Annotated in this window: 23 protein-coding genes; 15 read left to right on the top strand and 8 right to left on the bottom strand. The window is 62.1% G+C overall.

Annotated elements, in window-relative coordinates:
* Positions 1–20: 20 nt before the first annotated feature.
* The 3 genes from M0D68_RS16755 to M0D68_RS16765 all read right to left on the bottom strand — a co-directional run bounded on the left by M0D68_RS16755 (position 21) and on the right by M0D68_RS16765 (position 4530).
* Positions 21–1538 (bottom strand): CoA-acylating methylmalonate-semialdehyde dehydrogenase, encoded by a 1518-nt coding sequence (locus tag M0D68_RS16755; protein ID WP_211706946.1) that lies wholly within the window; start codon positions 1536–1538, stop codon positions 21–23.
* 59 nt (positions 1539–1597) lie between these two features.
* Positions 1598–3289, bottom strand: coding sequence for an AMP-binding protein (locus M0D68_RS16760; RefSeq protein WP_211706947.1), 1692 nt, complete (start codon positions 3287–3289; stop codon positions 1598–1600).
* Between the two features lie 107 nt (positions 3290–3396).
* Entirely contained in the window at positions 3397–4530 is a 1134-nt protein-coding gene (locus M0D68_RS16765) for an acyl-CoA dehydrogenase (RefSeq protein ID WP_093635962.1), read from the bottom strand.
* Positions 4531–4819: 289 nt separating this feature from the next.
* On the opposite strand from M0D68_RS16765, the gene M0D68_RS16770 reads away from it, so the two are divergent.
* From M0D68_RS16770 to M0D68_RS16795, 6 genes are all read left to right on the top strand, one after another.
* On the top strand, positions 4820–5875 hold the full coding sequence (locus tag M0D68_RS16770) for an AraC family transcriptional regulator (RefSeq protein ID WP_093635964.1): 1056 nt from the start codon (positions 4820–4822) through the stop codon (positions 5873–5875).
* An 82-nt stretch (positions 5876–5957) separates the two neighbouring features.
* On the top strand, positions 5958–7652 hold the full coding sequence (locus M0D68_RS16775; protein WP_266224853.1) for a nodulation protein NfeD: 1695 nt from the start codon (positions 5958–5960) through the stop codon (positions 7650–7652).
* The gene (locus M0D68_RS16780) at positions 7649–8422 is read left to right on the top strand and encodes a slipin family protein (RefSeq protein ID WP_054036028.1); all 774 of its coding nucleotides are present in this window, start codon (positions 7649–7651) and stop codon (positions 8420–8422) included. Before M0D68_RS16775 ends, M0D68_RS16780 begins: the two co-directional genes overlap by 4 nt.
* 138 nt (positions 8423–8560) lie before the next feature.
* Entirely contained in the window at positions 8561–8818 is a 258-nt protein-coding gene (locus M0D68_RS16785; RefSeq protein ID WP_093635970.1) for a DUF4148 domain-containing protein, read from the top strand.
* A 484-nt stretch (positions 8819–9302) separates the two neighbouring features.
* The gene (locus M0D68_RS16790) at positions 9303–10604 is read left to right on the top strand and encodes an NCS2 family permease (RefSeq protein WP_211706949.1); all 1302 of its coding nucleotides are present in this window, start codon (positions 9303–9305) and stop codon (positions 10602–10604) included.
* Between the two features lie 258 nt (positions 10605–10862).
* Entirely contained in the window at positions 10863–11402 is a 540-nt protein-coding gene (locus M0D68_RS16795) for a cytochrome b (protein WP_093635975.1), read from the top strand.
* Between the two features lie 264 nt (positions 11403–11666).
* Here M0D68_RS16795 and M0D68_RS16800 read toward each other — a convergent pair whose 3' ends face one another.
* Complete coding sequence (locus tag M0D68_RS16800; protein ID WP_074287282.1) at positions 11667–11957, bottom strand: DUF1488 domain-containing protein; 291 nt, start codon at positions 11955–11957, stop codon at positions 11667–11669.
* Positions 11958–12376: 419 nt separating this feature from the next.
* Here M0D68_RS16800 and M0D68_RS16805 point away from each other — a divergent pair, with 419 nt between their 5' ends.
* Positions 12377–14377, top strand: coding sequence for a sigma-54-dependent Fis family transcriptional regulator (locus M0D68_RS16805; RefSeq protein WP_211706950.1), 2001 nt, complete (start codon positions 12377–12379; stop codon positions 14375–14377).
* Between the two features lie 73 nt (positions 14378–14450).
* Positions 14451–14750 (top strand): 2Fe-2S iron-sulfur cluster-binding protein, encoded by a 300-nt coding sequence (locus M0D68_RS16810; protein ID WP_200620575.1) that lies wholly within the window; start codon positions 14451–14453, stop codon positions 14748–14750.
* Positions 14751–14794: 44 nt separating this feature from the next.
* Here M0D68_RS16810 and M0D68_RS16815 read toward each other — a convergent pair whose 3' ends face one another.
* The gene (locus tag M0D68_RS16815; RefSeq protein WP_028194701.1) at positions 14795–14989 is read right to left on the bottom strand and encodes a YqaE/Pmp3 family membrane protein; all 195 of its coding nucleotides are present in this window, start codon (positions 14987–14989) and stop codon (positions 14795–14797) included.
* A gap of 86 nt (positions 14990–15075) precedes the next feature.
* Positions 15076–15270 (bottom strand): DUF1653 domain-containing protein, encoded by a 195-nt coding sequence (locus M0D68_RS16820; protein WP_093635979.1) that lies wholly within the window; start codon positions 15268–15270, stop codon positions 15076–15078.
* Positions 15271–15515: 245 nt separating this feature from the next.
* Between M0D68_RS16820 and M0D68_RS16825 the strand changes: the two genes are divergently transcribed.
* Positions 15516–15920 carry an OsmC family protein gene (locus M0D68_RS16825; protein WP_093636165.1) on the top strand — a complete coding sequence of 135 codons (405 nt, stop codon included), beginning with the start codon at positions 15516–15518 and terminating at the stop codon, positions 15918–15920.
* 202 nt (positions 15921–16122) lie between these two features.
* Positions 16123–16917 carry an SDR family oxidoreductase gene (locus tag M0D68_RS16830; protein ID WP_200620573.1) on the top strand — a complete coding sequence of 265 codons (795 nt, stop codon included), beginning with the start codon at positions 16123–16125 and terminating at the stop codon, positions 16915–16917.
* Positions 16918–17020: 103 nt separating this feature from the next.
* Here M0D68_RS16830 and M0D68_RS16835 read toward each other — a convergent pair whose 3' ends face one another.
* Positions 17021–17665 (bottom strand): transcriptional regulator, encoded by a 645-nt coding sequence (locus M0D68_RS16835; protein ID WP_266224855.1) that lies wholly within the window; start codon positions 17663–17665, stop codon positions 17021–17023.
* A 347-nt stretch (positions 17666–18012) separates the two neighbouring features.
* Between M0D68_RS16835 and M0D68_RS16840 the strand changes: the two genes are divergently transcribed.
* From M0D68_RS16840 to infA, 3 genes are all read left to right on the top strand, one after another.
* On the top strand, positions 18013–18231 hold the full coding sequence (locus M0D68_RS16840) for a hypothetical protein (protein WP_028194708.1): 219 nt from the start codon (positions 18013–18015) through the stop codon (positions 18229–18231).
* A gap of 569 nt (positions 18232–18800) precedes the next feature.
* A complete protein-coding gene (locus tag M0D68_RS16845; protein ID WP_093635985.1) occupies positions 18801–19082 on the top strand; it encodes a hypothetical protein in 282 nt (93 codons plus the stop codon).
* Between the two features lie 130 nt (positions 19083–19212).
* Positions 19213–19485, top strand: a complete 273-nt coding sequence (gene infA, locus M0D68_RS16850; protein WP_012427521.1) for a translation initiation factor IF-1 — start codon at positions 19213–19215, stop codon at positions 19483–19485.
* Positions 19486–19655: 170 nt separating this feature from the next.
* Here infA and M0D68_RS16855 read toward each other — a convergent pair whose 3' ends face one another.
* Positions 19656–20399, bottom strand: coding sequence for a GntR family transcriptional regulator (locus M0D68_RS16855; RefSeq protein WP_200653680.1), 744 nt, complete (start codon positions 20397–20399; stop codon positions 19656–19658).
* A gap of 269 nt (positions 20400–20668) precedes the next feature.
* Between M0D68_RS16855 and M0D68_RS16860 the strand changes: the two genes are divergently transcribed.
* Both M0D68_RS16860 and M0D68_RS16865 read left to right on the top strand, forming a co-directional pair.
* Positions 20669–21907, top strand: coding sequence for a cyanate transporter (locus tag M0D68_RS16860; RefSeq protein WP_211706952.1), 1239 nt, complete (start codon positions 20669–20671; stop codon positions 21905–21907).
* Positions 21908–22216: 309 nt separating this feature from the next.
* Positions 22217–24370, top strand: a complete 2154-nt coding sequence (locus M0D68_RS16865) for a S8 family serine peptidase (protein ID WP_211706953.1) — start codon at positions 22217–22219, stop codon at positions 24368–24370.
* Positions 24371–24437 lie beyond the last annotated feature (67 nt).

The raw sequence follows: 24437 nt of genomic DNA on the forward strand, positions 1-24437 counted from the left end.
TCTCCAATAGACTGAATGGCTCAGCGCAGGCTGATGGTCGTGTTGACGCCGTCGTTGACGGTGTCGTCGTCGAACCAGCGGGCGGTAACCGTCTTGGTCTGCGTGTAGAACTGCACAACCTGTTTACCGTACGGCCCGAGGTCGCCGAGTTTCGAGCCGCGTGAGCCGGTGAAACTGAAGAACGGCACGGGCACCGGAATCGGAATGTTGATACCGACCTGACCGATATCGATCTCGCTCTGGAACTTGCGCGCCGCCGCGCCGCTTTGCGTGAAAAGACCCACGCCGTTGCCGAACGGATTGCTGTTGACGAGCGCGATCGCGTCATCGAGCGTCGCGGCATTCAGTACCACCAGCACCGGGCCGAAGATTTCCTGCTTGTAGATTTCCATCTCCGTGGTGACGTCCGTGAAGACCGTCGGGCCGATGAAGTTGCCTTGCTCGTAGCCCGGCACCTTCACATCGCGGCCATCGAGCGCCAGCGTTGCGCCCTCTTTCACGCCTGTTTCGATCAGGCCGAGAATGCGCTGCTTCGCGGCGCGTGAGACGACCGGGCCGACGTCCGTGCCCGGCTCATTGCCCGCGTTGACCTTCAGCGTCTTCGCCTTCGCGACCAGATCGGGCAGCCATTGCTGCGCCGCGCCGACCAGCACGACCACCGAGGTCGCCATGCAACGCTGTCCCGCTGCGCCGAACCCTGCACCGGCCAGCGCATTCAAGGTCTGCTCACGATTCGCGTCGGGCAGCACCACCGCGTGATTCTTTGCGCCCATCATCGATTGCACGCGTTTGCCGTGTTCGCTACCGAGGCGATAAACGTGCGTACCCACCGTGGTCGAGCCGACGAAGGAAATCGCCTTCACCAGATCGTGTGTGCAGAGCGCGTCGACCACGTCCTTGCCGCCATGCACGACATTCAGCACGCCCTTCGGCACACCAGCTTCGAGCGCCAGTTCGACCAGCTGCATCGTCGACATCGGGTCCTGCTCCGAAGGCTTCAGCACGAACGTATTGCCGCAGACGATCGCCATCGGGAACATCCACAACGGGATCATCGCGGGGAAATTGAACGGCGTGATGCCGGCGCATACGCCGATCGGCTGACGCAATGTATAGGTATCCACGCCGCCCGCCACGTTCTCGGCGAACTCACCCTGCTGCAAGGTGCCGATCGAGCAGGCATGCTCGACCACTTCGAGTCCGCGGAAGATATCGCCTTCCGCGTCGGGAATCGTCTTGCCCTGTTCGGCGCTCAAGGTTTTGGCGATACGCGGCGAATGCTCGCGAATCAGCGCCTGGAACTTCAGCATGATGCGCATCCGCGCACCGATCGGCGTGTCCTTCCATGTCTTGAACGCGGTGTGCGCGGAGCGGATCGCTTCGTTCACTTCATCGGCGGTGGCGAACGGCACGCGTGCGAGCACCTCTTGCGTGGCCGGGTTGACGATATCGCGCCATTCGGTGGTTTTGGATTCGACGAATTCACCGTTGATCAGCAGCTTGACGGTGGCGACCTTGTTCGATGCAGTTGCGCTCATGCTGAAACTCCTGTGCGGTGGCCGTGTATCGGCCGGCCAGTGACTGGAAATAAAAATAATCAACGCAGATCCGGGAAGTCTTCTTCCCAATACTCGCCCGGCAGGCGCGCGGGTTCGGCTTCGCGCTCCATTTCGCGGCGCCGCAATTCGACGCGGCGGATCTTGCCGGAGATGGTTTTCGGCAGCTCGCTGAATTGCAGGCGGCGAATCCGCTTGTACGGTGCGAGTTTTTCGCGCGAGAACGCGAAGACCGCACGCGCGAGTTCGGGGCTCGCTTCATAGCCCTGGCGCACGGTGACAAACGCTTTGGGCACCGCCAGACGCAATGCATCGGCGCTCGGCACCACGGCGGCTTCGCCGATCGCTTCGTGTTCGATCAGCACGCTTTCGAGTTCGAAGGGACTCAGCCGGTAATCGGAGGATTTGAAAACGTCATCGGCGCGGCCGACGTAGACATAGTAGCCGTCATCACGGCGCAACGCGACGTCGGAGGTGTGATAGAACCCGTTGCGCATGGCTTGCGCCGTGGCGTTGGCATTGTTCGCGTAGCCGGTCATCAAACCGAGCGGACGTTCGGCCAGAGGCAGCGAGATTTCCCCTTCGGTGACCGGTTGATCGTCCGCATCGAGGAGCTCGATTTTGTAGCCCGGCAGCGGACGGCCCATCGAACCCGGCACAACCGGTTGCCCCGGCGGGTTGCCGATCTGGCAGGTCGTTTCGGTCTGGCCGAAACCGTCGCGTATCGTGATGCCCCACGCATGCTTGACGCGTTCAATGATCTCCGGATTCAACGGCTCGCCCGCGCCGACGATCTCGCGCAGCTTCACCGGATAGTCCGCGAGATGCTCCTGCACGAGCATGCGCCACACAGTAGGCGGTGCGCACAGCGTGGTGACATTGAAACGCACCAGCACGTCGAGCGTGTCTTTCGGCACGAAGCGCGGAAAGTTGAAAACGAACACGCAGGCCTGCGCATTCCACGGCGCGTAGAAGCAGCTCCACGCGTGCTTGGCCCAGCCCGGCGAACTGATGTTCCAATGGATGTCGTTCGGTTGCAGGCCGATCCAATACATCGTCGACAGATGGCCGATCGGGTAGCTCTGATGCGTATGCTCGACCAACTTCGGCTTGGAGGTCGTGCCCGAGGTGAAGTACAGCAGCACCGGATCGGTGGCGTGCGTGACGCCGTCGGGCGTGAATTGCGGCGCTGCGTCATAGGCCGCGGCAAGATCGATCCAGCCGTCGCGCGGCGTGCCAACCGAGATGCGTGTGAGCGGCACGTCGAGTGCGTCGAACTTGGCGAGCTCCGCGCTATCGACCACCACGAACTGCGCGCCGCCGATCTGCACGCGATCGCGCACGTCGTCGGCGGAAAGCTGGGTGGTGGCCGGCAGCACGATCGCGCCGAGCTTCATGGCGGCGAGCATCACGTCCCAGAGTTCGACGCGGTTCGGCAGCATCAGCAGCAAGCGGTCGCCGCGCCCCACGCCGAGACCGCGCAGGAAGTTCGCCATGCGCGACGAGCGCTCCGACATCTGCGCGTAGGAGAGGCGCAGGCCGTCGCTGGCCGGATCGTCGACGATCCACAGCGCCGGGTTGTCGTTGTCGCGCGCGATCACGTCGAAGTAGTCGAGCGCCCAGTTGAACTGGCCCGGCGTCGGCCACGCGAATTCGCGGTAGGCGCGGTCGTAGTCGGTTCGATGGCGCAATAACAGGTCGCGCGCTTCGAGAAAGCCCTTCGCTGCAGTCATCGTCGTCTCCAATTCCATGCTGGTGGCGCGGTATGCGCTCTGATTTTTGCCTGTGCATTTGCCCTGCCGGCAGGCTATTTTGCGCTCAAACGCCGTTTAATTTGCGTTTAGACGTGGCGCGCAATAACCATCCGCTGCACTTCGCTGGTTCCTTCGTAAATCTGCGTGATGCGAGCGTCGCGATAGTGGCGTTCCACCGCGTAGTCCTCGAGATAGCCGTAACCGCCGTGAATCTGGATCGCATTCGAACAGATCTCTTCGGCGAGTTCCGACGCAAACAGCTTGGCCTGTGACGCCTCGGACAAACACGGCTTGCCTTCCGTGCGCAGACGCGCCGCGTGGTGCACGAGCAGACGCGCGGCGTTCAGCCGAGTCGCCATGTCGGCGAGCATATTGGCGATGGTTTGGTGCTCCTTCAGCGCCTTGCCGAACTGCACGCGTTCGTTGGCGTAGAGGCGCGCAGCATCGAATGCGGCCCGCGCAATGCCGACCGCCTGTGCCGCAATTCCGATGCGCCCGCCCTCGAGATTCGACAAGGCGATGCGCAGGCCTTCGCCAGGTTCGCCGAGCAGATTGGCTTCGGGCACCGCGCAATCGTCGAACGAGATCGGGCAGGTATCCGAGGCACGAATGCCGAGCTTGTGCTCGGGCTTGCCGACGTTGAAGCCCGGCGTATCGGTCGGCACGATAAAGGCCGACAGGCCGCGTTTGCCGCGATCGGGATCGGTGACGGCAAACACGATCGCGATGTTCGCGCGTGCCCCGTTGGTCACGAACTGCTTGTTGCCGTTGAGAATCCATTTGCCGTCGCGCAGCACCGCACGGGTGCGCAGATTGTTCGCCTCAGAGCCGGCTTGCGGCTCGGTCAGGCAGAACGCGCCGATGCGCCGGCCCGTGGCGAGGTCTTGCAGATAGCGGTCCTTTTGCGCGTCCGTGCCGAAGTTCAGAATCGGCCCGCAGCCGACCGAGTTGTGCACGCTCATCAGCGTGGCGCAGGCGGCGCAGCCCGCGGCGATCTCCTCGAGGGCGAGCGCATAGGCCACGTAGTCCGTATAGGAACCACCCCACTCGGACGGCACGATCATCCCAAGAAAGCCCAGCTCACCCATTTGCGTCACGACTTCAGAGGGCAGTTTCGCGTCGCGATCCCACTGTCCGGCGTAGGGCGCGAGACGTTCGGTGGCGAAGTCGCGGGCGGCGTCGCGGATCATCCGCTGTTCGTCGGTGTAGAAGCTATCCATGGCTCGATCCTGTTGTATGCATCGCGTCGCAGCGACGAGGCGCTGCTCGTCATTTGCGGCTCATCGCGGGGGGATGACCGGCTTCGCCGTTGTGTCTCCGGGGCGAGGCGTCCCGCGATTGGTTCAGGCCAAGTGTAGGGAAGCTACTGGACAGGTTCGATGCTCAGCCCGATCATTCTGACTGAGCGCATTTGCCATACCGGTATCATACAAACCCGATTCCAACCGCGTTTTCAAAGCCTTAGCGAAGCGCCCCAAGGAAAATGTTGAGCGCATTTGCCAGATAACCATGAAAAACGTGAAAAACGCCAGGGACGACAAGGGCACGATTTCCGTCAGTCTCGTCGAGGAGGCCCTGACGCTGGCGCGAGCGCGCGGGTTCGAGGCGCTGCCGCTCGCCGAAGCCGCCGGCATCGCGGCAACCATGCTGGCGTCGCCGAAAAGCCGGGTCTCGTCGGCGCAGTACGGCGCCCTGTGGGCCGGCATCGCCCGCGCGCTGGACGACGAGTTCTTCGGCCAGGACTCGCACCGCATGAAGAGCGGCAGTTTCATCGCAATGACGCAGACGGCACTGAGCGCGCGCAACGGCGCGCAGGCGCTCGCGCGGGCGATCGGCTTCATGCGGCTCGTGCTGGACGACCTCGGCGCAGAGATCGAAACGGATGCGCGGCGCGTGCGCTTGCGGTTTGTCGAACGCGAAGGTGCAAGACCGCCCGCCATGTTCGCTTATGCGACCTACTTCATCGTGGTTTATGGCCTGCTGTGCTGGCTGGTCGGGCGGCGCATTCCGCTGATCGAGGCGCGCTTTCGCTGCGCCGAACCGCCCGCCGCGCATGAATACCGTCTGATGTTCTGCGACGACATGGCGTTCGATCAAACCGAGTCATACGTCGATCTATCGCCGGCGTTTCTCGAACTGCCTGTGATCCAGACCACGAAGTCGGTCAAGCCGTTCCTGCGCGATGCGCCCGGCAGCTTCATCGTCAAATACCGCAATCCCGGCTCGCTTGCCGCGCGCGTGCGCAAGATGCTGCGCGCGCTGCCGATGGCCGGTTGGCCGGCCGCCGACCAGATGGCGCTGCGCCTGCACGTCGCCGAGGCGACCATGCGGCGGCGTTTGAAACAGGAAGGCTATACCTATCAGTCGATCAAGGACGACTTGCGGCGTGACATCGCAATCGGCGAACTGCAGGACACAGATCGCACGATCGCCGACATCGCCACCGCCGTGGGTTTTGCCGAACCGAGCGCGTTTCATCGCGCGTTTCGCAAGTGGACCGGGATGCGGCCGACCGACTACCGGCCGGCGCGCGCGGATTTCACGCGCCGCGCGGAATCGGACTAAGCTGTAAGGAGCAGGCCAGCCTTTTTGGGGTATCGGCCCGCGCCGGTCGATACCCATCGGCATGGCGCGGCAGCCGTCAGCGATGAGCACGTATCCGCGCCTCCCGTTCCGGCAGTCTGGTCCGCGCTTTGCGCATATCCGTGGCGGAGTCGTGGGCCGGTTGATGCGCGGCATGACCGCGTTCGGCGTACTGTTGGCGCTCGGGTTTGCATTGTGCGAAAACGCGCCGCGGGTTGGAGTCGCCGAGGCCGCCGTCGCGCCGAATAGCGTTGTCGTGATCCCGGTGAACGGCGCGATCAGTCCGGCCAGCGCGGACTTCATCGTGCGCAGCCTGCAGCGCGCCGCCGACGAACGCGCGCAACTCGCCGTGCTGCAACTCGATACGCCCGGCGGACTCGATACCTCGATGCGGCAGATCATCAAGGCGATCCTCGGCTCGCCGGTGCCGGTCGCGACCTTTATCGCCCCGAGTGGCGCGCGAGCGGCGAGCGCAGGTACCTATATCGTCTACGCCAGCCATATTGCGGCGATGGCGCCGGGCACCAATCTCGGTGCGGCTACGCCGATTCAGATGGGTATCGGTGGCGCGGAGCCGCCTGCGGGCGGCGGCGGGATGCCCGGTTTGCCCGGCACTGGAGGCGGCGCCGGCGCGCCAAAGAACGCGCCCGGAACGCAGGCCTCTGGGGATTCGGCGAACCCGGCGTCGCCAGCGAATTCTGCCAACTCAGCGAATTCTGCCAACTCAGCGAATTCTGCCAACTCAGCGAGTGCCGGCAACTCCGCCAGCGCCGCCCTCCCACTCGACACCCAATCCACCGAACTGCGCAAGCAGGTCCACGACGCGGCCGCCTACATCCGCGGCCTCGCGCAAATGCGCGGACGCAACGCCGACTGGGCCGAGCGCGCCGTACGCGAAGCCGTCAGCCTGTCGGCCAGCGAAGCGCTCGCGCAGCACGTGGTCGATCTGAATGCGCGCGACATTCCCGACCTGCTGCGCCAGGTGGACGGCCGCACGATCAACACCAGCCACGGCGACGTCAAACTCAGCACCGCCAACGCGCCGGTGGTCACGCTAGAAGCCGACTGGCGCAGCCAGTTTCTCGCGGTCATCACCGATCCGAACGTCGCGCTGGTTCTTCTGATGATCGGCATGTACGGCCTCTTCTTCGAGTTCGCCAATCCCGGCTTCGTGCTGCCGGGCGTGGTCGGCGCGATCAGTCTGCTGATGGGACTCTTTGCAATGCAGATGCTGCCCGTCAATTACGTCGGACTCGGCCTGATCGTTCTCGGCATCGCATTCCTGATCGGCGAAGCGTTTCTGCCGACCTTCGGCTCGCTCGGCTTCGGCGGCGTAGTCGCGTTCGTGATCGGCGCGTTGATGCTGATCGATACCGACGTGCCCGGTTACGGCATTCCGCTGCCCCTGATCGCGGCGGTGACCGTGTTCAGCGTCGCGTTCGTATTCGGCGTGTCGAGGCTCGCGCTGCGGGCGCGCCGCCGGCCCGTGGTGACAGGCTCGGAAGGACTGATCGGCAGCCTCGGCGTCGTGCTCGACGGCGGCCTGTCGCCGGACGGTGGTCCGCTGCAGGGCGACGCAACAGCAAACGCGGCAGCGGGCGGCACGCTGGCCGGCTGGGCTCAGATACATGGTGAACGCTGGCGGGTGTCCAGCACGGCCCCGGTCGCGGCCGGTCACGCGGTGCGCGTCACGGCGCGCCGCGGACTGACACTGACCGTGGTGCCCGCGGAAGCACAACAACAAGGAGAACGCTCATGATCGGTTTCACATTCGGCTTCAGCAGCATTCTGATTCTGCTGGTGGCCGCGCTGATTGCTTCATCGATACGGATTTTTCGTGAGTACGAACGCGGCGTGGTGTTCATGCTCGGGCGCTTCTGGAAGGTCAAGGGACCGGGACTCGTGCTGATCATCCCGATCGTGCAGCAGGTGGTGCGCATGGATCTGCGCACCGTCGTGTTCGACGTGCCGCCGCAAGACGTGATTACGCGCGACAACGTGTCGGTGAAGGTCAACGCGGTGGTGTATTTCCGCGTCGTCGATCCGGAAAAGGCGGTGATCCAGGTGGCGCGTTATTTCGAGGCGACCAGCCAGTTATCGCAAACCACACTGCGCGCGGTGCTCGGCAAACACGAACTCGATGACCTGCTGGCGGCGCGCGAGCAACTGAACGCCGATATCCAGAAGGTGCTCGATGCACAAACCGACGCGTGGGGCATCAAGGTGGCGATCGTCGAGATCAAGCACGTGGACATCAACGAAACGATGATCCGTGCGATCGCACGTCAGGCCGAAGCCGAGCGCGAACGGCGCGCCAAGGTGATTCACGCAGAAGGCGAATTGCAGGCCTCACAGCATCTGCTGGAGGCAGCGCAGACGCTGTCGAAACAACCGCAGGCGATGCAGTTGCGTTACCTGCAAACTCTCACGACGATCGCCGCCGACAAGAATTCGACGATCGTTTTTCCACTGCCGATCGATCTGCTGAGCGCGGTGCTGGATCGCTTCAGCAAGCCGTCGGCATCCTGAACCGGGGGCGCGCCGCTTCGCGTTTGCCCGCTTTGGATCACGGGGTGAAATGGTGCATTGCCTGCAATCGACTTACTCGGAATGACCATGAAATTTAAAATTTAGGGGTTGTTTTTAACCGCTCCATAGGAGCCAATCATGAAAATCGTCTCTCTCGTTGGACTCGGCGCGTTGTTAGCCGCCGTGAGTATGAGCAGCGCGTTTGCGCAGACCTCGCGGCCTTACGACCCGTCGACGCCGCTAACGCGCGCCCAGGTGAAAGCCGATCTGGCAGCCTGGCGCGCAGCAGGCTACGATCCGCTCGACTGGATCGACTATCCGGACAACGCGCAACGCGCGGGTCGCATCGTCGCCGCGCGGCGAGCGCAGCAGATGGGTGGGAGCACGGCGCAGTAATCCGTCTCATCCTGGCCTTGAAGCGGCGGGCCGGACTGTTCGCGACTGCAAAGGTCGTAGGCGGCGCCGGCCTTGGATGCTCTGCACATCCCTGCTAGAACTGCCTGCCGCGCCCTTTCCCCTCCTGCGCTTTCTTCCTGCCGTTTTAGCCCGAATCGTTCCAATTCACTCCTCCCCACCAGATTCCGCCTGTCCCCACGCCCCCGCAAGCCCACCGTTTCCAGCCGCAACATCGTAAATTCGCTTGCCGCACCGCCCCGCGCGCTGGCAAGGTATCATCTCGCCCCTTCGGCACAGCCCACAGTCACGCAACTCACGCAACTCACGCAAACCGGTGCGCCGCCAATCATGACTACAATCCGCCCGTAGGCTTCGCCGCGTAGTGCATCGGTGCCGTGTCGGACGGCACAGTCGCCCGCTTATTCGCGACGCATTGCCCGTATCAACCACAAGAAACGCTTTTGAACAACGAGAGACCCGCCTCATGGACTCCATAAAACGATACTTCGGCTTCGAAGCCGCCGGCACCAACCTGCGCACCGAGGTGCTCGCTGGGCTAACCACCTTCCTGACGATGGCCTACATCATCTTCGTCAACCCGGCGATTCTCGGCGACGCCGGCATGCCGAAGGACGCGGTGTTCGTCGCGACCTGCATCGTGGCCTCACTGGCCTCGCTGATCATGGGTCTCTACGCCAACTACCCGATTGCGCTCGCGCCCGGCATGGGTCTGAATGCGTACTTCGCGTACACCGTCGTGAAAGGCATGGGCTTCACGTGGCAAGCGGCGCTCGGCGCGGTATTCATCTCCGGCTGCCTGTTCATGATCGTCACGCTGTTTCGCGTGCGCGAGGTGATCGTGAACGGAATTCCGCATTCCATACGCATTGCCATCACCGGCGGCATCGGCCTCTTTCTCGCGATCATTTCGCTGAAGTCGGCCGGTGTGGTGGTCGGCAATCCGGCCACGCTCGTCACGCTCGGCGATCTGCATAACCCGCACGTGATCCTCGCGGTGATCGGCTTCTTCGCGATCGTCACGCTCGACTATCTGCGGGTGCGCGGCGCGATCCTGATCGGCATTGTCGGCGTGACGGTGCTGAGCTTTTTCTTCGGCGGCAATCAGTTTCACGGCATCGTTTCCGCGCCGCCGTCAATTGCACCGACGCTGTTCCAGCTCGACATTCGCGGCGCGCTCTCCGGCGGCGTGCTGAACGTGATCCTGGTGTTTTTCCTCGTCGAACTGTTCGACGCGACCGGTACGCTGATGGGCGTGGCCAATCGCGCCGGGCTGCTGGTCGAAGGCAAGATGTTCCGGCTTAACCGCGCGCTGCTCGCTGACAGCACGGCGATTCTGGCCGGCTCGATGCTGGGCACCTCGTCGACCACGGCGTATATCGAAAGCGCGTCGGGCGTGCAGGCCGGCGGTCGCACGGGCGTGACCGCGATCACCGTCGCCGTGCTGTTCCTCGCGGCGCTGTTTTTTGCGCCGCTGGCGGGTGTGGTGCCCGGCTACGCAACGGCGCCGGCCCTGTTGTACGTGTCCTGCCTGATGCTGCGCGAAATGCTCGATCTGCCGTGGGACGACGCCACTGAAGTCGTGCCGGCCGCCCTGACCGCCCTGTTGATGCCCTTCACCTACTCGATCGCCAATGGCGTGGCGTTCGGCTTCATCTCGTATGCCGGTCTGAAACTGCTGACCGGACAGGCGCGCAAAGTGAAACTGGTGGTGTGGATCATCGCGGCGATTTTCCTGTTCCGCTATTTCTACCTCGGCAGCGAATAAGCTGCGGCGGCAATTGACGTGAAGGCACGGGAGTGAAAGCGCAGGACAACACCTGACACGGCGTGGCATGACGATGCTCGATGCCATGTCAGGCAACGCGTCGCAGCCTGACTGAAATCACTGCGGCATCGTCGCCGCGTCGGTCACGGTTCGGTCTGGATCAACAATCATTTTATTGATGGGACCCGTTCTGGTCGGGCACCCTTTATCATCTGATGATTGATAAAAACCAACGAACCGGTCACGGGAGTTCCCTGCATGTCTTCTTACAGCCACAGCCGCGCCACGGACCGTTATACGTCGCCCGCCATCTTTTTCCACTGGGCGATCTTTCTGCTGATCGCGCTCGCTTATCTGGCAATCGAAATCCGCGGACCGAAAGGCTCCGACAGCCGGGTCTTCTGGAGCAGCGTGCATTTCTGGGCCGGTACCCTCGTGCTGGGACTGGCGGTCCTGCGCGTGCTATGGCGTCTGTGGGCCCGCGCGCCCGCGGAAATCGAAGGCAATCGCCTGCTCGCCTTTCTGGCGCGGGCTGCACATCTCGCCCTGTACATTTTTATCTTCGCGCAGCCGCTGCTGGGCATCCTGATGATCAACACAGGCGGCCATCCAGTCACGCTCGCCTGGGCCAACTTCAGCTTCACATTGGTCGGCGCGGATCCGCTTGCGCGGCCATTGCTCAAGACCGCGCACGAGTGGCTCGGCAATGCGTTTTACTGGGTGATCGGATTACACGCGCTTGCGGCAATTGCGCATCACGTGGTGTTCAAGGATCGGACGCTGCGGCGGATGGTTTGATCGGTTTCCAGTCTTCGGCGCTTGCGTTTGCAGTATCTCCAACTTACAGCCGCACGAGCGCAGACCTGAGCGGCGCGAATGGCCGCGGCCAGTTGTTGACCCGTTGAGATGCGGACGCCGCGCCTGGGTTTGCGTCTCGTGTTGCTCTTGCGCGGCTGATTCTGCTTTCCTGCTCTACCCGCTCGTTGGGCTTACTTTTGGGCTTACTTTTGGACTGACTTCCGCGCTCTTTTCCGGGCTGACGCCGGTCAGGCGCGGATTCGCTCAGTTCCGCCAGTTCGCTTCATAGAAGCGCACGTAGCCGCTTCTCAGCACCAGGCATTGCGCTCGCGTTTCCGATAGCAGGCGCCGTGTGGCCGCTTCGATCCGGGCCCGGTGTGCGTCGAATGCATCGACCATGTCCTCCAGACGCGGCGATGCGGCACCAAAGTGATCTTCCAGCGCCTCAGCGGTGATCATGCACTCCACCCTTTGCCCATCAACCATCGCCGGGAACGCCAAGGTAAGTTCGCGACCTGAATATTCAGGAGTTTCGTTCGGGAATAGGATCTGCATGGGAGTTCACCTGAAAGGTTGGGTGCTGCGCATGGGTCGATTGGTACTGCGCACGCTGGTTAAGACTGGTCGCACCTGCAGCGCGTGTCCCCCTTTTCGAATGCTGATGGCGCGGGTCCGTCACCCCATAGTTTCGCGAGCGCCGTACTTCGCGCCCCGCGGAGGTGATTTGATTCACTGTAGACGAGTTCGGCCACTGCGCAAGTTTTCCTTTTTGTTTGCTTGATTTTGGTGCCTGACGTGGTCTTTTGAGGCACTTTTTCTCTCCCGCGCGACCTAGTTTTATTCATGCTGCGCGGCTTTCGCCAGGCTCCTGTTTCGTCCTGTAATATCGGTGTTCGGCCGCAGACGCGTATGTTGCACTGCGGAACGCAACGGCAGGCAACGCACCCGCCGGGTCCGATAACCGGAGACATGCTTTGAGCCATCGTTCTGCCACGCCGCCCACCGTTGGTCGGCCAGACGTCATCGCGCAAGCTCATGCCCGCTCGCTCGAAGTCGGCCTGCGAGCGTCGGAAACGCCGGACTTCCATCCGCTGCGCCGCCCCGCCCTGCGTGAACTCCTCGAACGAAACCAGTCGCTCTATACCCACGCGCTCCCCGTCATGGAGACGCTGCACGCGCAGATCGTCGACACGCAAAGCATGGTGCTGCTCACCGACAATCACGGCGTGATTCTCCACAGTCTCGGTGATAGCGACTTTGTCGAAAAAGCCAATCGCGTCGCGTTGTGCCCGGGCGTGTCATGGGCCGAAGCGGATCGCGGCACGAACGCGATCGGCACCGCCCTGATCGACGGGCAGCCGACTGTCGTGCATGCCGGCGAGCACTTCCTCCATGCGAACCGGATTCTCACCTGTTCGTGCGCGCCCATCGCTGATCCGTTCGGGCGCACCATCGGCGCGCTGGACGTCAGTGGCGACACGCGCGGCTTCCACAAGCACACGCTTGCGCTCGTGCGGATGTCGGCGCAGATGATCGAAAATCATCTGTTCTCCAATCAATTCGTCGATGCCATTCGCATTCACTTTCACGCACGTGCTGAATTTATCGGCACGCTGTACGAAGGGCTCGCGGCGTTCGCGCCGGACGGCACCTTCCTGTCCGCGAATCGCAGCGCACTGTTTCAATTCGGGCAGCCGCTTGGCGAGCTGTTACGGCAACCGTTCGACGCGCTGTTCGGGGTCACCTTTGCGAGAGTGTTGCAGCAGATCGCCCGCGCACCAGGCGAAAGCATCGAGCTGACGCTGCCGAGCGGCGTGCGTGTGATCGCACGCGGCGAATTTGCGGCGCCACGTTATGTTGGTTCATCAGAAGGCTTTGCTGACGTAACGCGTACGGCCATGTCCAGCGGCGCGCGTGCTGCGGCTCAGTCCTGCGAGGTGGCACCGCTCGCCACACTTGAAACGCTCGATACCGGCGATGCGGCGGTCGCGGCGATCCTGCGACGAGTCGCAAAGCTGCGCGGACGCGATATTCCCATTCTCGTGCTCGGCAAAACCGGTACCGGCAAGGAATGGCTCGCCCGCGCGATCCATCACGATTCGCCGCGGCGGCATGCGCCCTTCGTCGCACTGAATTGCGCATCGTTGCCCGACACGCTGATCGAGGCAGAGTTGTTCGGCTATGAAGACGGCGCGTTCACCGGCGCGAAGAAACGCGGCAGCGTCGGCAAGATCGTGCAGGCCGATGGCGGGACGCTGTTTCTCGACGAAATCGGCGACATGCCGCTCGCCCAGCAAGTGCGCCTGATGCGCGTGTTGCAGGAGCGCACCGTTGTGCCGCTGGGCGGCACGCGGGCGATTCCGGTCGATCTGCGCATTGTCTGCGCAACTCACCGCAACCTGCGCGAGATGATCGAAGCCGGCACCTTCCGCGAAGACCTGTATTACCGGATCAACGGGCTCGTCGTCACCTTGCCGGCGCTGCGCGAGCGCAGCGATCTGGCGACGCTCGTCGAACGCATGCTGGCATTGCAGCCGGATGGCGAGCGGTTACCGCGTCGCGTGTCCGATGAGGTGCTGGAACGCTTTGCGCAATGCCGCTGGCCAGGCAATCTGCGGCAATTGGCCAACGTGCTGCGCACCGCCAGCATCATGGCCGAAGGCGCGCAGCAGATCGAACTCGAGGATTTGCCGGAGGATTTTCTGCAGGATTGCGAGGCTTCGCCGGTCAACGTCCGCGCCCAGGCGCACGGGGCGCTGCCGGACAACGTCAATGGCAATGGCGGCAACGGACGCGACAAGCCAGCAGCCGAGCCCGCGAATGCGTCGCCCGCGCGGATGGAGGAATGGCAGACCACATTGATTGCGCAAACGCTCGCGCGACTCGACGGTAATGTGTCGGCAGCGGCACGCGAGTTGGGGCTTGCGCGAAATACGGTGTATCGGTATCTGCGGCGTGGAAACACGACGCATTGAAATGGCGGCGCCGGAGCCTGGGCGTTTGGTGTGAACGTGTAAAGTGTGGCGCAATCCGTCACCGATTCACACGATGTCCGACTCTACCCGCCCACCTCTCGTTCGTGTCGAGCCGCTCGGCCAAAGCTTCGAAGCGCCCGATTCGCTGACGATCCTTGAAGCCGCCGGCTTTGCGAATCTGCGTCTGCCGCGCTCGTGCCGCAACGGCACATGCCGCACCTGCCTATGCAAAATGACGTCGGGACGCGTGCGCTACACGATCGAATGGCCGGGTCTTAGCCGGGAAGAGAAAGCGGAAGGCTACATCCTGCCGTGTGTGGCGATCGCGGAAACGGACGTGGTGATCGAGGCGCCGGACGCGGTCGAAATCTAGCAGCGCGTGGACTACGCCTCGCGCCGCCCGCATCGCATTCGGCCTTACCGACCGTTGCCCATCGCCCGGGCGATTTTCTTGTCGGTGTTGTACTGACTCAGCGCATACACCGACCAGATCGCGGCCGGGATCCAGCCGATCAGCGTGATCTGCAGGATCAGGCAGATGATGCCGGCAAAAGGCCGGCCGATCGTGAAGAACTGAAACCACGGCAGAATGATGGCAAGCAAAAGACGCATTCAGATTTCCTGTTTGTATTGATCTGGCGGCACACGTTCTTCGAGCGCAAACGTGATGACGATAACGATTGCCTGAACGGGGCAGCCTAGTTGATCGGTGCGAAGCGCGGCACCTCGGTGCCGTCGACTTCGACCAGCTCGAAAAACACCGAAGCCGGACGGGTCCAGATCGTACCATTGCTGGCTTTGTAGACGATCATCGTGACAGTCGGATCCGACTCGAGCGTGGCCTCGCAAACCAGTTCGTAAATGCCGCCTTTGTAGTGTCGATAACGCACCATTCAACTACTCCTGTCCCAGTCAACGGAATCTTTTATAAACGGGCCGACGTCCTCCGAAGCAGAGCACGTGGTTTTATTGCGGCTGTCATTGTAAACCTGTGCTGGACCGCGAAAGATCACTGATGCAGGCTTACGCTGTCGCCAACACTTGCAGAGAAACCTTCGCCCGGCGCATTTCGACGCGTGCCCAGGCCGTGGCATGTGCATGCGCTCAATCTTTTGACGTGACACCCAAGAGGACAATGATGACTCTCGCGATCGCAACCGCCACCTCGGACGCAGATTCACCCAACTATGTCGTCAAAATCGATGCAGGCACACATAGCCTGCTCGGCGATGAAGGGCCGCGCGAAGGGGGGCAGGATAGCGGCCCGGCTCCCTTCGAATTCGTCCTTTCGGGTCTCGCGGCCTGCACCGCGGCAACGCTCAGGATGTACATGCAGAAGAAAGCATGGCCGGGCGGCCGGATCAAGGTCGACACGCAACTGCACGTGGAGCGCGAAGGCGGTCAATACATTCGGCGCACCGTATCCGTCGATGGGCCTCTCGACGATAGCCAGCGCAAGCGCCTTGGCGAGATCTGCGAGAAGACGCCGGTCACCCTGTTCATCAAGCGGGGAACACGAATCGACACGACGATGCAGTGGTGAGGCGGCCCACGATCTTTCCATTATTTTTGAAAATGATTCAAAAGGCACCCCAATTATCAAAAAACGCTCCAGCTCGCACAATGCGTCACGTCCTCAGAACAGTCCGGCGATCAAAAGCATCGAGTATCGATGCTTTTGACGGGCAACCTTAGATGGCGCACGCAACGCTAATGCAGGCTCACCCCGCAGCAAGGAGCAGAACATGTTTGTCTATCGCGGCTCGACCGCCCTGATTACCGGAGCCTCAAAAGGGCTCGGCAAGGTCTTTGCGGAAACGCTGGCCGCGCGTGGCATGAACCTTGTGTTGGTCGCCCGCTCGGCTGACACATTGCAGGTTCTGGCTGAGGGACTTTCCGCCAGACACGGCGTGCAAACCGTTGCGCTCAATATCGACTTGAGCCATCCCGACGCCGCCCTCCAGATCGGCGAGGAACTCGAGCGCCGCGACATTCAGGTCGATCTGCTCGTCAACAATGCGGGGCTAGGTCTGACCGGCAGTTTCCTCTCGCACGATCCGACGAAAGAGCAGTCGCAGATTCAGGTCAATGTCCAGGCGCTCGTCGCTCTCAGTCATCGGTTTGGCAGCGGTATGGCGAAGCGCGGCAGGGGCGGCATCATCAACCTCGCATCCAACGCGAGCTTTCAGCCCCTCCCGCATATGGCCACTTACGCGGCGACCAAGGCCTTCGTCCTGTTCTTCAGCGAGGCGCTGCAATTCGAACTCGTCGGCACGGGCGTGCATGTGATGGCCGCCTGTCCGGGACCTACGGCAACGAGCTTCTTCGAAGGCGTGTCGACCAATGTGTCGCCGAAAGACATGGACAGCTCGGAGTCCGTCGTTCAGGAAACGCTCAAGGCCTTCGATAAACGAAAAGCGGTTGCGTATCCTGGACGGACCAGCGTACGCGCTGCGACCTTGCTGTCACGCTTGCTTCCCAGGGGGCTTGTGGTCCGCGTCGCCGCCATGGCGAGCGGCAAAATGGGGCTGCATAGCTAAACGCAGCGGTTCTTCACGCGGTGCGGGCGTAGTCTCCTGGGCGCATCGGCCCACTGCCGGGCCCGGCGCTGGGCAGCGCTAGCCCACTACGATTTGCGGACCGTCAGCCGCCCTCTTTCATCTGCTTCAGAATCTTATAGACGGTAGCGCGGCCCATCGTTAGCACAGCGGCCACGTAGTTGGCTGAACTACGGCCGCGAAACGCGCCCTGCGCATGCAGCGCCTCGACGATTTCCCGTTTGTGTTCGCGCGTGAGTGCATTGATGCCGATTTGCCGCTCGCGCAGCCAGGTGTGCAGGAACGTGTTGATGCGGTCCTGCCAGTCGTCGCGGAACAGTTCCTCCGCGGGCGCGTCCGTCAGACTGCCGCCTTTGATGAACAGATCGAGCGTGGAGCGCACATCTTCAAACACCGCGATGTTGAAGTTCACGCACAGCATGCCGGCCGGCTTGCCCTCGTCGTCGAACAGGATGTTGCTCACGCAGCGCATGCGGCGACCGTCCCAGTTGAGCTTCTCGTATGGCCCGATCGTCCGGCCGCGTGCCGCGTAGTGGACTTCGTCGAGCACCGAAGGGCCACCGACTTCGAGCTTCGACAGATTGTTCACGAGATACGCGATGGTCTGATCGCGCAGGTCGTGAATCACGACTTCGGCACACGGATAGAACAAGGCCGCGATGCCGTCTGCAATGGGTGCGTAGCGGTCCAGCAGCAGGCCTTTCACAGGAGAGACGGTTGAGTTGCGCATTGAGAAATCGCAGTGTTCCAGAGAGGCGCCGTCGCTTTAGCCTGATTGAGCTAAAAGGGACACCGAGGTTATGGCCGGCAGGCGAGGCAAGCACAACAATGCCGCAAGCCGTGCGCTGCAACTCGCCATTGTAACGACCCCAATCGCCAGCGACGACCGTAGCGGCACGGGGCCAACGCAGCCGTTATTTTATTGCGGGGCCGCATCACTCGCGGGGCCTTGATGGGGGCTCGGCGGCATACTGCCGCCCCTTCCAGTTGTTGCATCCGCACCCAGGGATTTTTGTTCGCTTGGCGTGCGATTTTTTTTCGTGCGATAAAAGAAGCAACTATTTCACGGAGCAACAGATGGCCACGCTCGAAGCGTTTCGCGCCGTGCTCGATGACGAAGGCACGCCTGAAATCATCCGCAATCACATCATCGATTCGCTGCAATACACGCTGCGCAATCACGGACAGATTTTTACCTCGAAGGAAGTCGAATGGCTCGCCGGCTGGGATGATGCGCGCATTCCGCTCGCCGCTTCACGCGAGCTGCAAAAGCGCGTCGCCGAAACCACCCGCTGAAACTCACCCGCCTTCACCCTCACGGCGCGACCTCACACCCGGCGTGCCGCTCATGCCCCGGCGCGCCGTTCGCGGCAGCTCTTTTTCGCCCAAAGCCCCGCCGGCTGGGCGGTTTGCCCGCGCGCGGAACTTTTTGCTATCCAATTAGCCCCATTTAGTGCATCATATTGGAATAGCTGTATTCCGCATCCGCCCTATTAGGGATACAGCGCGGAAATACAAGCGGCAGTATCAAGCACAGTATCAATCGGCGTCTCCGCACCACCCCCGACTGTTCGACCGCTGCGTGTCAGCGATCCCGTCACTCCGGCAATGCGCCGCCTGCATTCGCCGTCGCGAGTTGTGCAGCTGAGTGGTTCAGCTTTTACGCGCCCGGTGTCTGCGCGACATCAGCGTGTTTCTTCTCCATCGAATCCGCGATTTTGCGCGGCCGCGCTCATGCCCTTGCCATCGGGCCTGTGCCAACCTTTTTCCATGGCGGCGCGCCCCAAGGTGCTGCGCTGCCGGGTCTGTCGTGCCGCGCGTAACACGCGTGACACGGCGACCACGTAATACAGGACACGTGCTTCATGAATTCAGTTGTCAAGACGTACAAGGGTTATGAAATTCACCCGCTCGTCTATCCGCGCCGCCCGGCGGACGGTCAGACGGGCCGCAATCCGGACGCAGGTTACGACGCGTCGGTGCGCATCTGCCGCGTGGGCGCCAATCCGGCAGCCGACGGGCGTGTGTTCCGTCTGCAGTATCTGTTTCCGTTCGACGGCACGGGCAAGGCGCGCATTGCGTGCATGGCCCACGCCGAGCAATTGATTGACGGCCGTGTAGACGGCCAGTCCGTCGCCGATCTTTGAGCGGTACTATCAGCGAATCAGCTGGTGCCGCAGCAGCTGGCCTGAAAGCCGACTGCCAACCGTATCAGATGTTGCGCCATGCTTAACCGCGCGGCCAACACCCACTTATCCCATCGACCAGGAGTTATGCATGGCGAAAGAAGAACTGCTTGAACTTGACGGTATCGTCGACGAAGTACTTCCGGACAGTCGTTACCGCGTGACGCTCGACAACGGCGTCGTGGTTGGCGCTTACGCGTCCGGACGCATGCGCAAGAATCACATCCGTATTCTCGCGGGCGACCGCGTGACGCTGGAACTGTCGGTTTACGATCTGACCAAAGGCCGGATCAATTTCCGTCACAAAGACGAGCGCGCCACCGGTGGCGGCGGCGCACGCAATACGCAATTCCGTCGCCGTTAAGGCTGGCGGCACGCTGACCGTTTCCTGAGTTGTTTCATGACCGGTCCGGGCGTGGTCAATTGTTGTTATCTGGTTGTTCGCGAAGCCTTTCGCGCGCCTTCTCCGGCTTGATTCGTTGACTCGAGCCTGAGCGGCGCGCCGCGGCGTCGCATGCGTTAACCCCTCCCTTCCTACACCCCGAACACCGCACCGAGATCTGCTCCTGCGGCGCTTTTGCGTACCTGTTCGACCACCCGCTCCTCCAGTTCCGACAGATGCTCGCGCATCGCCGCGAGAGCCGCGTGCAGATCTCCCGCGTCGAGCGCTTCGATAATCTGCATATGCTCGTCCGCGGAGCAGGCCGAACCCTTCGACGGGTCGAACAACGCCTTGTATAACTCGGTCTTTGCGACGAGCTGCCCAACCAGACCGAGCAATTCCGTCCCGCCCGCCAGTTCGGTCAACAACACATGAAACTGGCCCGCGAGCCGCACGGATTCCTCGATGGTGCCGGCGTGTGACGCCTTCTCTTCGCTGCGCACATGGGCGCGCAGGCGACGTTTGTGGGCCACGCTCAAACTCCCGCACAAAGCTGCAACGATGCCCGCCTCGACAATCTGCCGGGCGCGATACACCTGACGAATGTCTTCCTCCGACGGCGACGGCACGAACGCGCCGCGATTCGCCTCGAGCACCAGCTTGCCCTCGAAACCCAGCCGCGCGAGCACCTTGCGCAACGCGCCGCGCGTGCAGCCGAACGCCGCGGCGAGATCGCGCTCGACCAGTTGCGCGCCCGGCCGCAGACGGCCTTGCAGCAATGCCGCGGTGATCGACGCATAAATGCGCTCTTCGACGCTGATCGAGTCGTCTTCAGGCGCGCTGCGGATGGGTGTGCCGGTGTTGGCTGACGGCGTACGCGAGGAACGGGAGGCCATGAGTTCAGTAGTGGAGAACGGAGCGATATCGCCCGGCATTGTAGCGACGAGGGGTAGCAGACGCCATCCGCGGGCGCTCGGACTTATACCGGGCATCAGGAAAATGGTTAACCATGCCATGATATTATGGTTAACCAAAATAGTCGCGCACGGTATTTTTCACCCTGTTCGCGCCTCGTCATCCGCCTTGCCGCCGCCGGTCGCGCAGCGCCCCGCAGCGTTCTCTTCCCGCTTGCAAGGTGTCGCCCACTCTCGCATTCAGGTCCCTTGTGAATTCGCACTCCAGCGCCAGCCCGACCCCAGCCCATGCCAACGACGCCTCCCACGCGCTCACGTGGCGAGACGCGCTATGGCTGGGCGCGATTGTCGTGATCGGCATCAATCTGCGGCCCCTGCTGACGTCGATCAGCCCGCTGATGACGACGATCCGCGATGCAACCGGGTTGAGCTTTTACGGCGCGTCGTTGTTGACCAGCCTGCCGGTCGTCGCGATGGGCATCGGCGCATTCGGCGCGGGCGCGCTAACCCGGTCGATCGGCGAAACGCGCGGCGTTGCGCTCGGTTTGCTGGCGATCGCGCTTGCTTGCGGCGCCCGCTGGTCGACCGCCGGTGGCGCGGCTCTCCTTACGACGGCAGCGCTCGCGGGCGTCGGTGTCGCGGCGATTCAGGCGCTGCTGCCCGCCGTCCTGAAGCAGCGTTTCCCTGCGCGCGTGCCGCTGGCGATGGGGGTTTTCTCCGCATCGATCATGGGCGGCGGCGGCCTCGGGGCACGCTTGAGTCCTTGGGTGAGCGCAGCGACGGGGTCGTGGCATGCGGGGCTCGCGGTATGGGCGATTCCCGCTCTCGTGGCGTTGCTGTGCTGGTTGGCTTTGAACCGCGGACCTTCGCACGGGCCGGCGGCACAGCGCGCTCCGGCAGACGCGATCGCTTTTTCGCTTTGGCGCAAGCGGCGCGCGTGGACGCTTGGTTTGTACTTCGGGATCGTCAACGGCGGTTATACGACGCTCGTCGCGTGGTTGCCCGCGTTCTATCAACAGCATGGCGCGAGTGTCGCGGAGAGCGGTTCGCTCCTTGCCGGCATGACGGTGTTTCAGGCCGCTGCGGCCTTACTGCTGCCTCTTGCTGCCGCACCATCCCGGGATCGGCGCCCCTGGTTGGTCCTCGGATTGTCGGCGCAACTGGTCGGCCTGCTTGGCTTGATCTTCTGGCCCGATGCCGCGCCGCTGGTGTGGGTCGCCATTGCCGGTGCCGGGCTGGGTGGCACGTTCTCGCTGACGCTCGTTACCGCTATGGATCATTCGGCACATCACAGTGTAGCCGGAAAGCTTGTCGCGTTTACGCAAGGTGTCGGCTTTGTCGTAGCGGCCATTACGCCCATTTTCGCTGGCATGGTCCGGGGCTGGACTGGCGGGTTCGGCGCCGCCTGGGTCATGCTGGCCGTTAGCGTTGCCGCCATGATCGTCGTGAGCGTCTTCTTTTCGCCCCGCAGTTACGTGAAGTGGCACTGATGCATTGGCTTGCTGAGTGCGTGTGCATCAACGGTCTTACACGGCCGGTAAATTATCTGACCGAAAAATAGAAAGGCCTGATTGTTTATATCAATTAGGCTATTTATTATCCTCACCAAGCTATTTATAGCGTCCAAACATAAGAACCTGACCGGCTGACAAACAGCCGCAGAAGGTCACGTACCACGCAGCCGTCACCAACGGTCATTAGTCAGGAATCTTAACTCGACCCGAAAAATAGCCTGTGCCGGCTGGCCAAAGGACGGCCTATGGATTTGGCACCGCTGATGACCGCCGTACGACTGCTTCATGAAAACAGGGGCAATCATTTCTGTATGTCGTACCGGGAATAAAACCGTGAATCAAAAGAAAGATGAGAGCGTGCGGAACGACTCTCGTAGAACAACGGCTTACGTTAGCGCGCTGTGGTCCAAAGGAGGTGCGCGCTATGCATTGAAAAACACTGCCTGTATTTCGCTTTCGCTGGCACTCGTGGCATGTGGCGGAAATGTCGGCGACGATATGACATCCGAACCAACACCGCCCCTGGAAAAGACAGCGGCATTAGCGGCGGCATCAAACACTGTTCCTCTGCAATTGTCCTTAAAGATGAACGCGAGCGGCCTGGCTTCGGATGCGTCCAACGACCGCTTCATTGTCAAATACAAAACCGGCACCGTTGAACGCGGTTCAGTCACCGCGGTCCAGTCAAGACTCGACCGGCTGACGAATGCCTTCCCTTCGAAAGCGCGTCATGTGCGCCGCATGGGCATCGGAGCTGATGTGGTTACAACGGAACGCAAGCTGAACGTCAAAGATGCCAAATCATTCATGCGCGCCATTGCGTCCGATCCTGATGTCGAATACGTAGAGCCCGACACGCCGATGTCCGTAACAATGGCGCCAAACGACCCAGAATACAGCAGGCAGTGGGGCCTAAGCTCGAACCAGAAACCCGGCGTCACCACTGCGGGCATACGGGCAGAGCCCGCCTGGGACATGGCTAACGGCTCCGGAACCGTGATCGCGATGGTCGACAACGGCGTGACCAGTCATAGCGATCTGAATGCCAATATCCTGCCCGGGTACGATTTCACCGCGAACAATCGCGGCGGCGACGGCACGAATCCGGGTATCACGAGAGAGACATGCGAAGTCGTGTGGCACGGCACTCACGTCGCGGGGATCATGGCCGCGCAGACGAACAACGGCATCGGTATAGCCGGCGTCGCGCCGGCGGCAAAGGTCGTCCCGGTCCGCGTCATGAATGCATGCGGAAGAGGCTTTACGTCAGATGTCGCCGACGGCGTGACGTGGGCCGCCGGTGGCAGCGTGTCGGGCGTTCCCAACAACGTCTACCCGGCGAAAGTCATTAACGTGAGCCTCGGTGGTGCGGGCTCCTGCGGGATGACGTTTCAGAACGCAATTGACTACGCGGCCAGTCGCGGTGCCGTTGTAGTTGCAGCAGTCGGCAACAATGGCAACAGCGCAACGAATTTCACGCCGTCGAACTGCCGGAACGTTATCAGCGTCGGCGGCAGCAATCGCCCCGGCTTGAAGTGGGTTCTTTCGAACTACGGGCAGACCGTTGATATCGCCGCGCCCGGCGACTCGATCTGGTCCACCTACAACAACGGAACCGCCGCGCCGGGCAGTGAAGGCTATACGTATCTTGACGGCACGTCGATGGCCGCGCCGATGGTGAGCGGCGTTATCGCACTTGCTCAGTCAGTCGCGCCCACACCCCTGACCTCCGCTGAAATGAGAGCGTTGCTGACACAGAATGTGCAAGCGTTTCCCAACGGCAAACCGGATCAACCGATCGGCTCAGGGATTCTTGATGCGAACGCGACTGTCATTGCCGCCCGGTCTGGAAAAATTCCAGCGGCAGCGGATTTCACATGCTGGGAAGCCACGACGATCATGCAGGTGACATGCAAGGACCTGTCCACCGCCAGGGGCGCGCCGATCAAGTCATGGGCCTGGAACTTCGGCACGGGCGCTCCTGATCTGGTGCGCACGCAATCTGTCACGCCCTATATGAACTTCGACTATCCGGGCACATATGAAATCACATTCACGGTGACGGATAGCACTGGGGCCATTAGCAAGCTGACGCGCCCGTTTCAGGTTATTCCGCCAATCCTTACGGACCTGAGTGCCGGTAGTCCGTTGACGATCTCAGCGAAAAACGGCGAGATGCAAAACTACGCTCTGGTTGTTCCCGCGGGCGTCAAGAGCCTGACGTTCACCCTGTCGCCAGAAACAGCCAGCCAGATCGCGACTCTGTATGTCAGAGTCGGTACGCCGTCCTCGCTCCATCCTGACTGTGAGTCGCTCATGGTGAGAGGCGGGATCGCCACCTGCACGATCACCAACCCGCCGGCCGGAACTTACTACGGCATATTGAGTGCCGGCTCAAAACTGAGCGGCGTTTCTCTTCTGGCCACCTACACGCAATAAATCGGCTAAGCCAGCGTTGCCCCCTGTGTCGCGGCTGCGAATCGCAGGGGCGTACTTCCGACAATCC

The organism is Paraburkholderia sp. SEWSISQ10-3 4 (assembly GCF_030464785.1).
Lineage (GTDB): Bacteria > Pseudomonadota > Gammaproteobacteria > Burkholderiales > Burkholderiaceae > Paraburkholderia > Paraburkholderia aspalathi.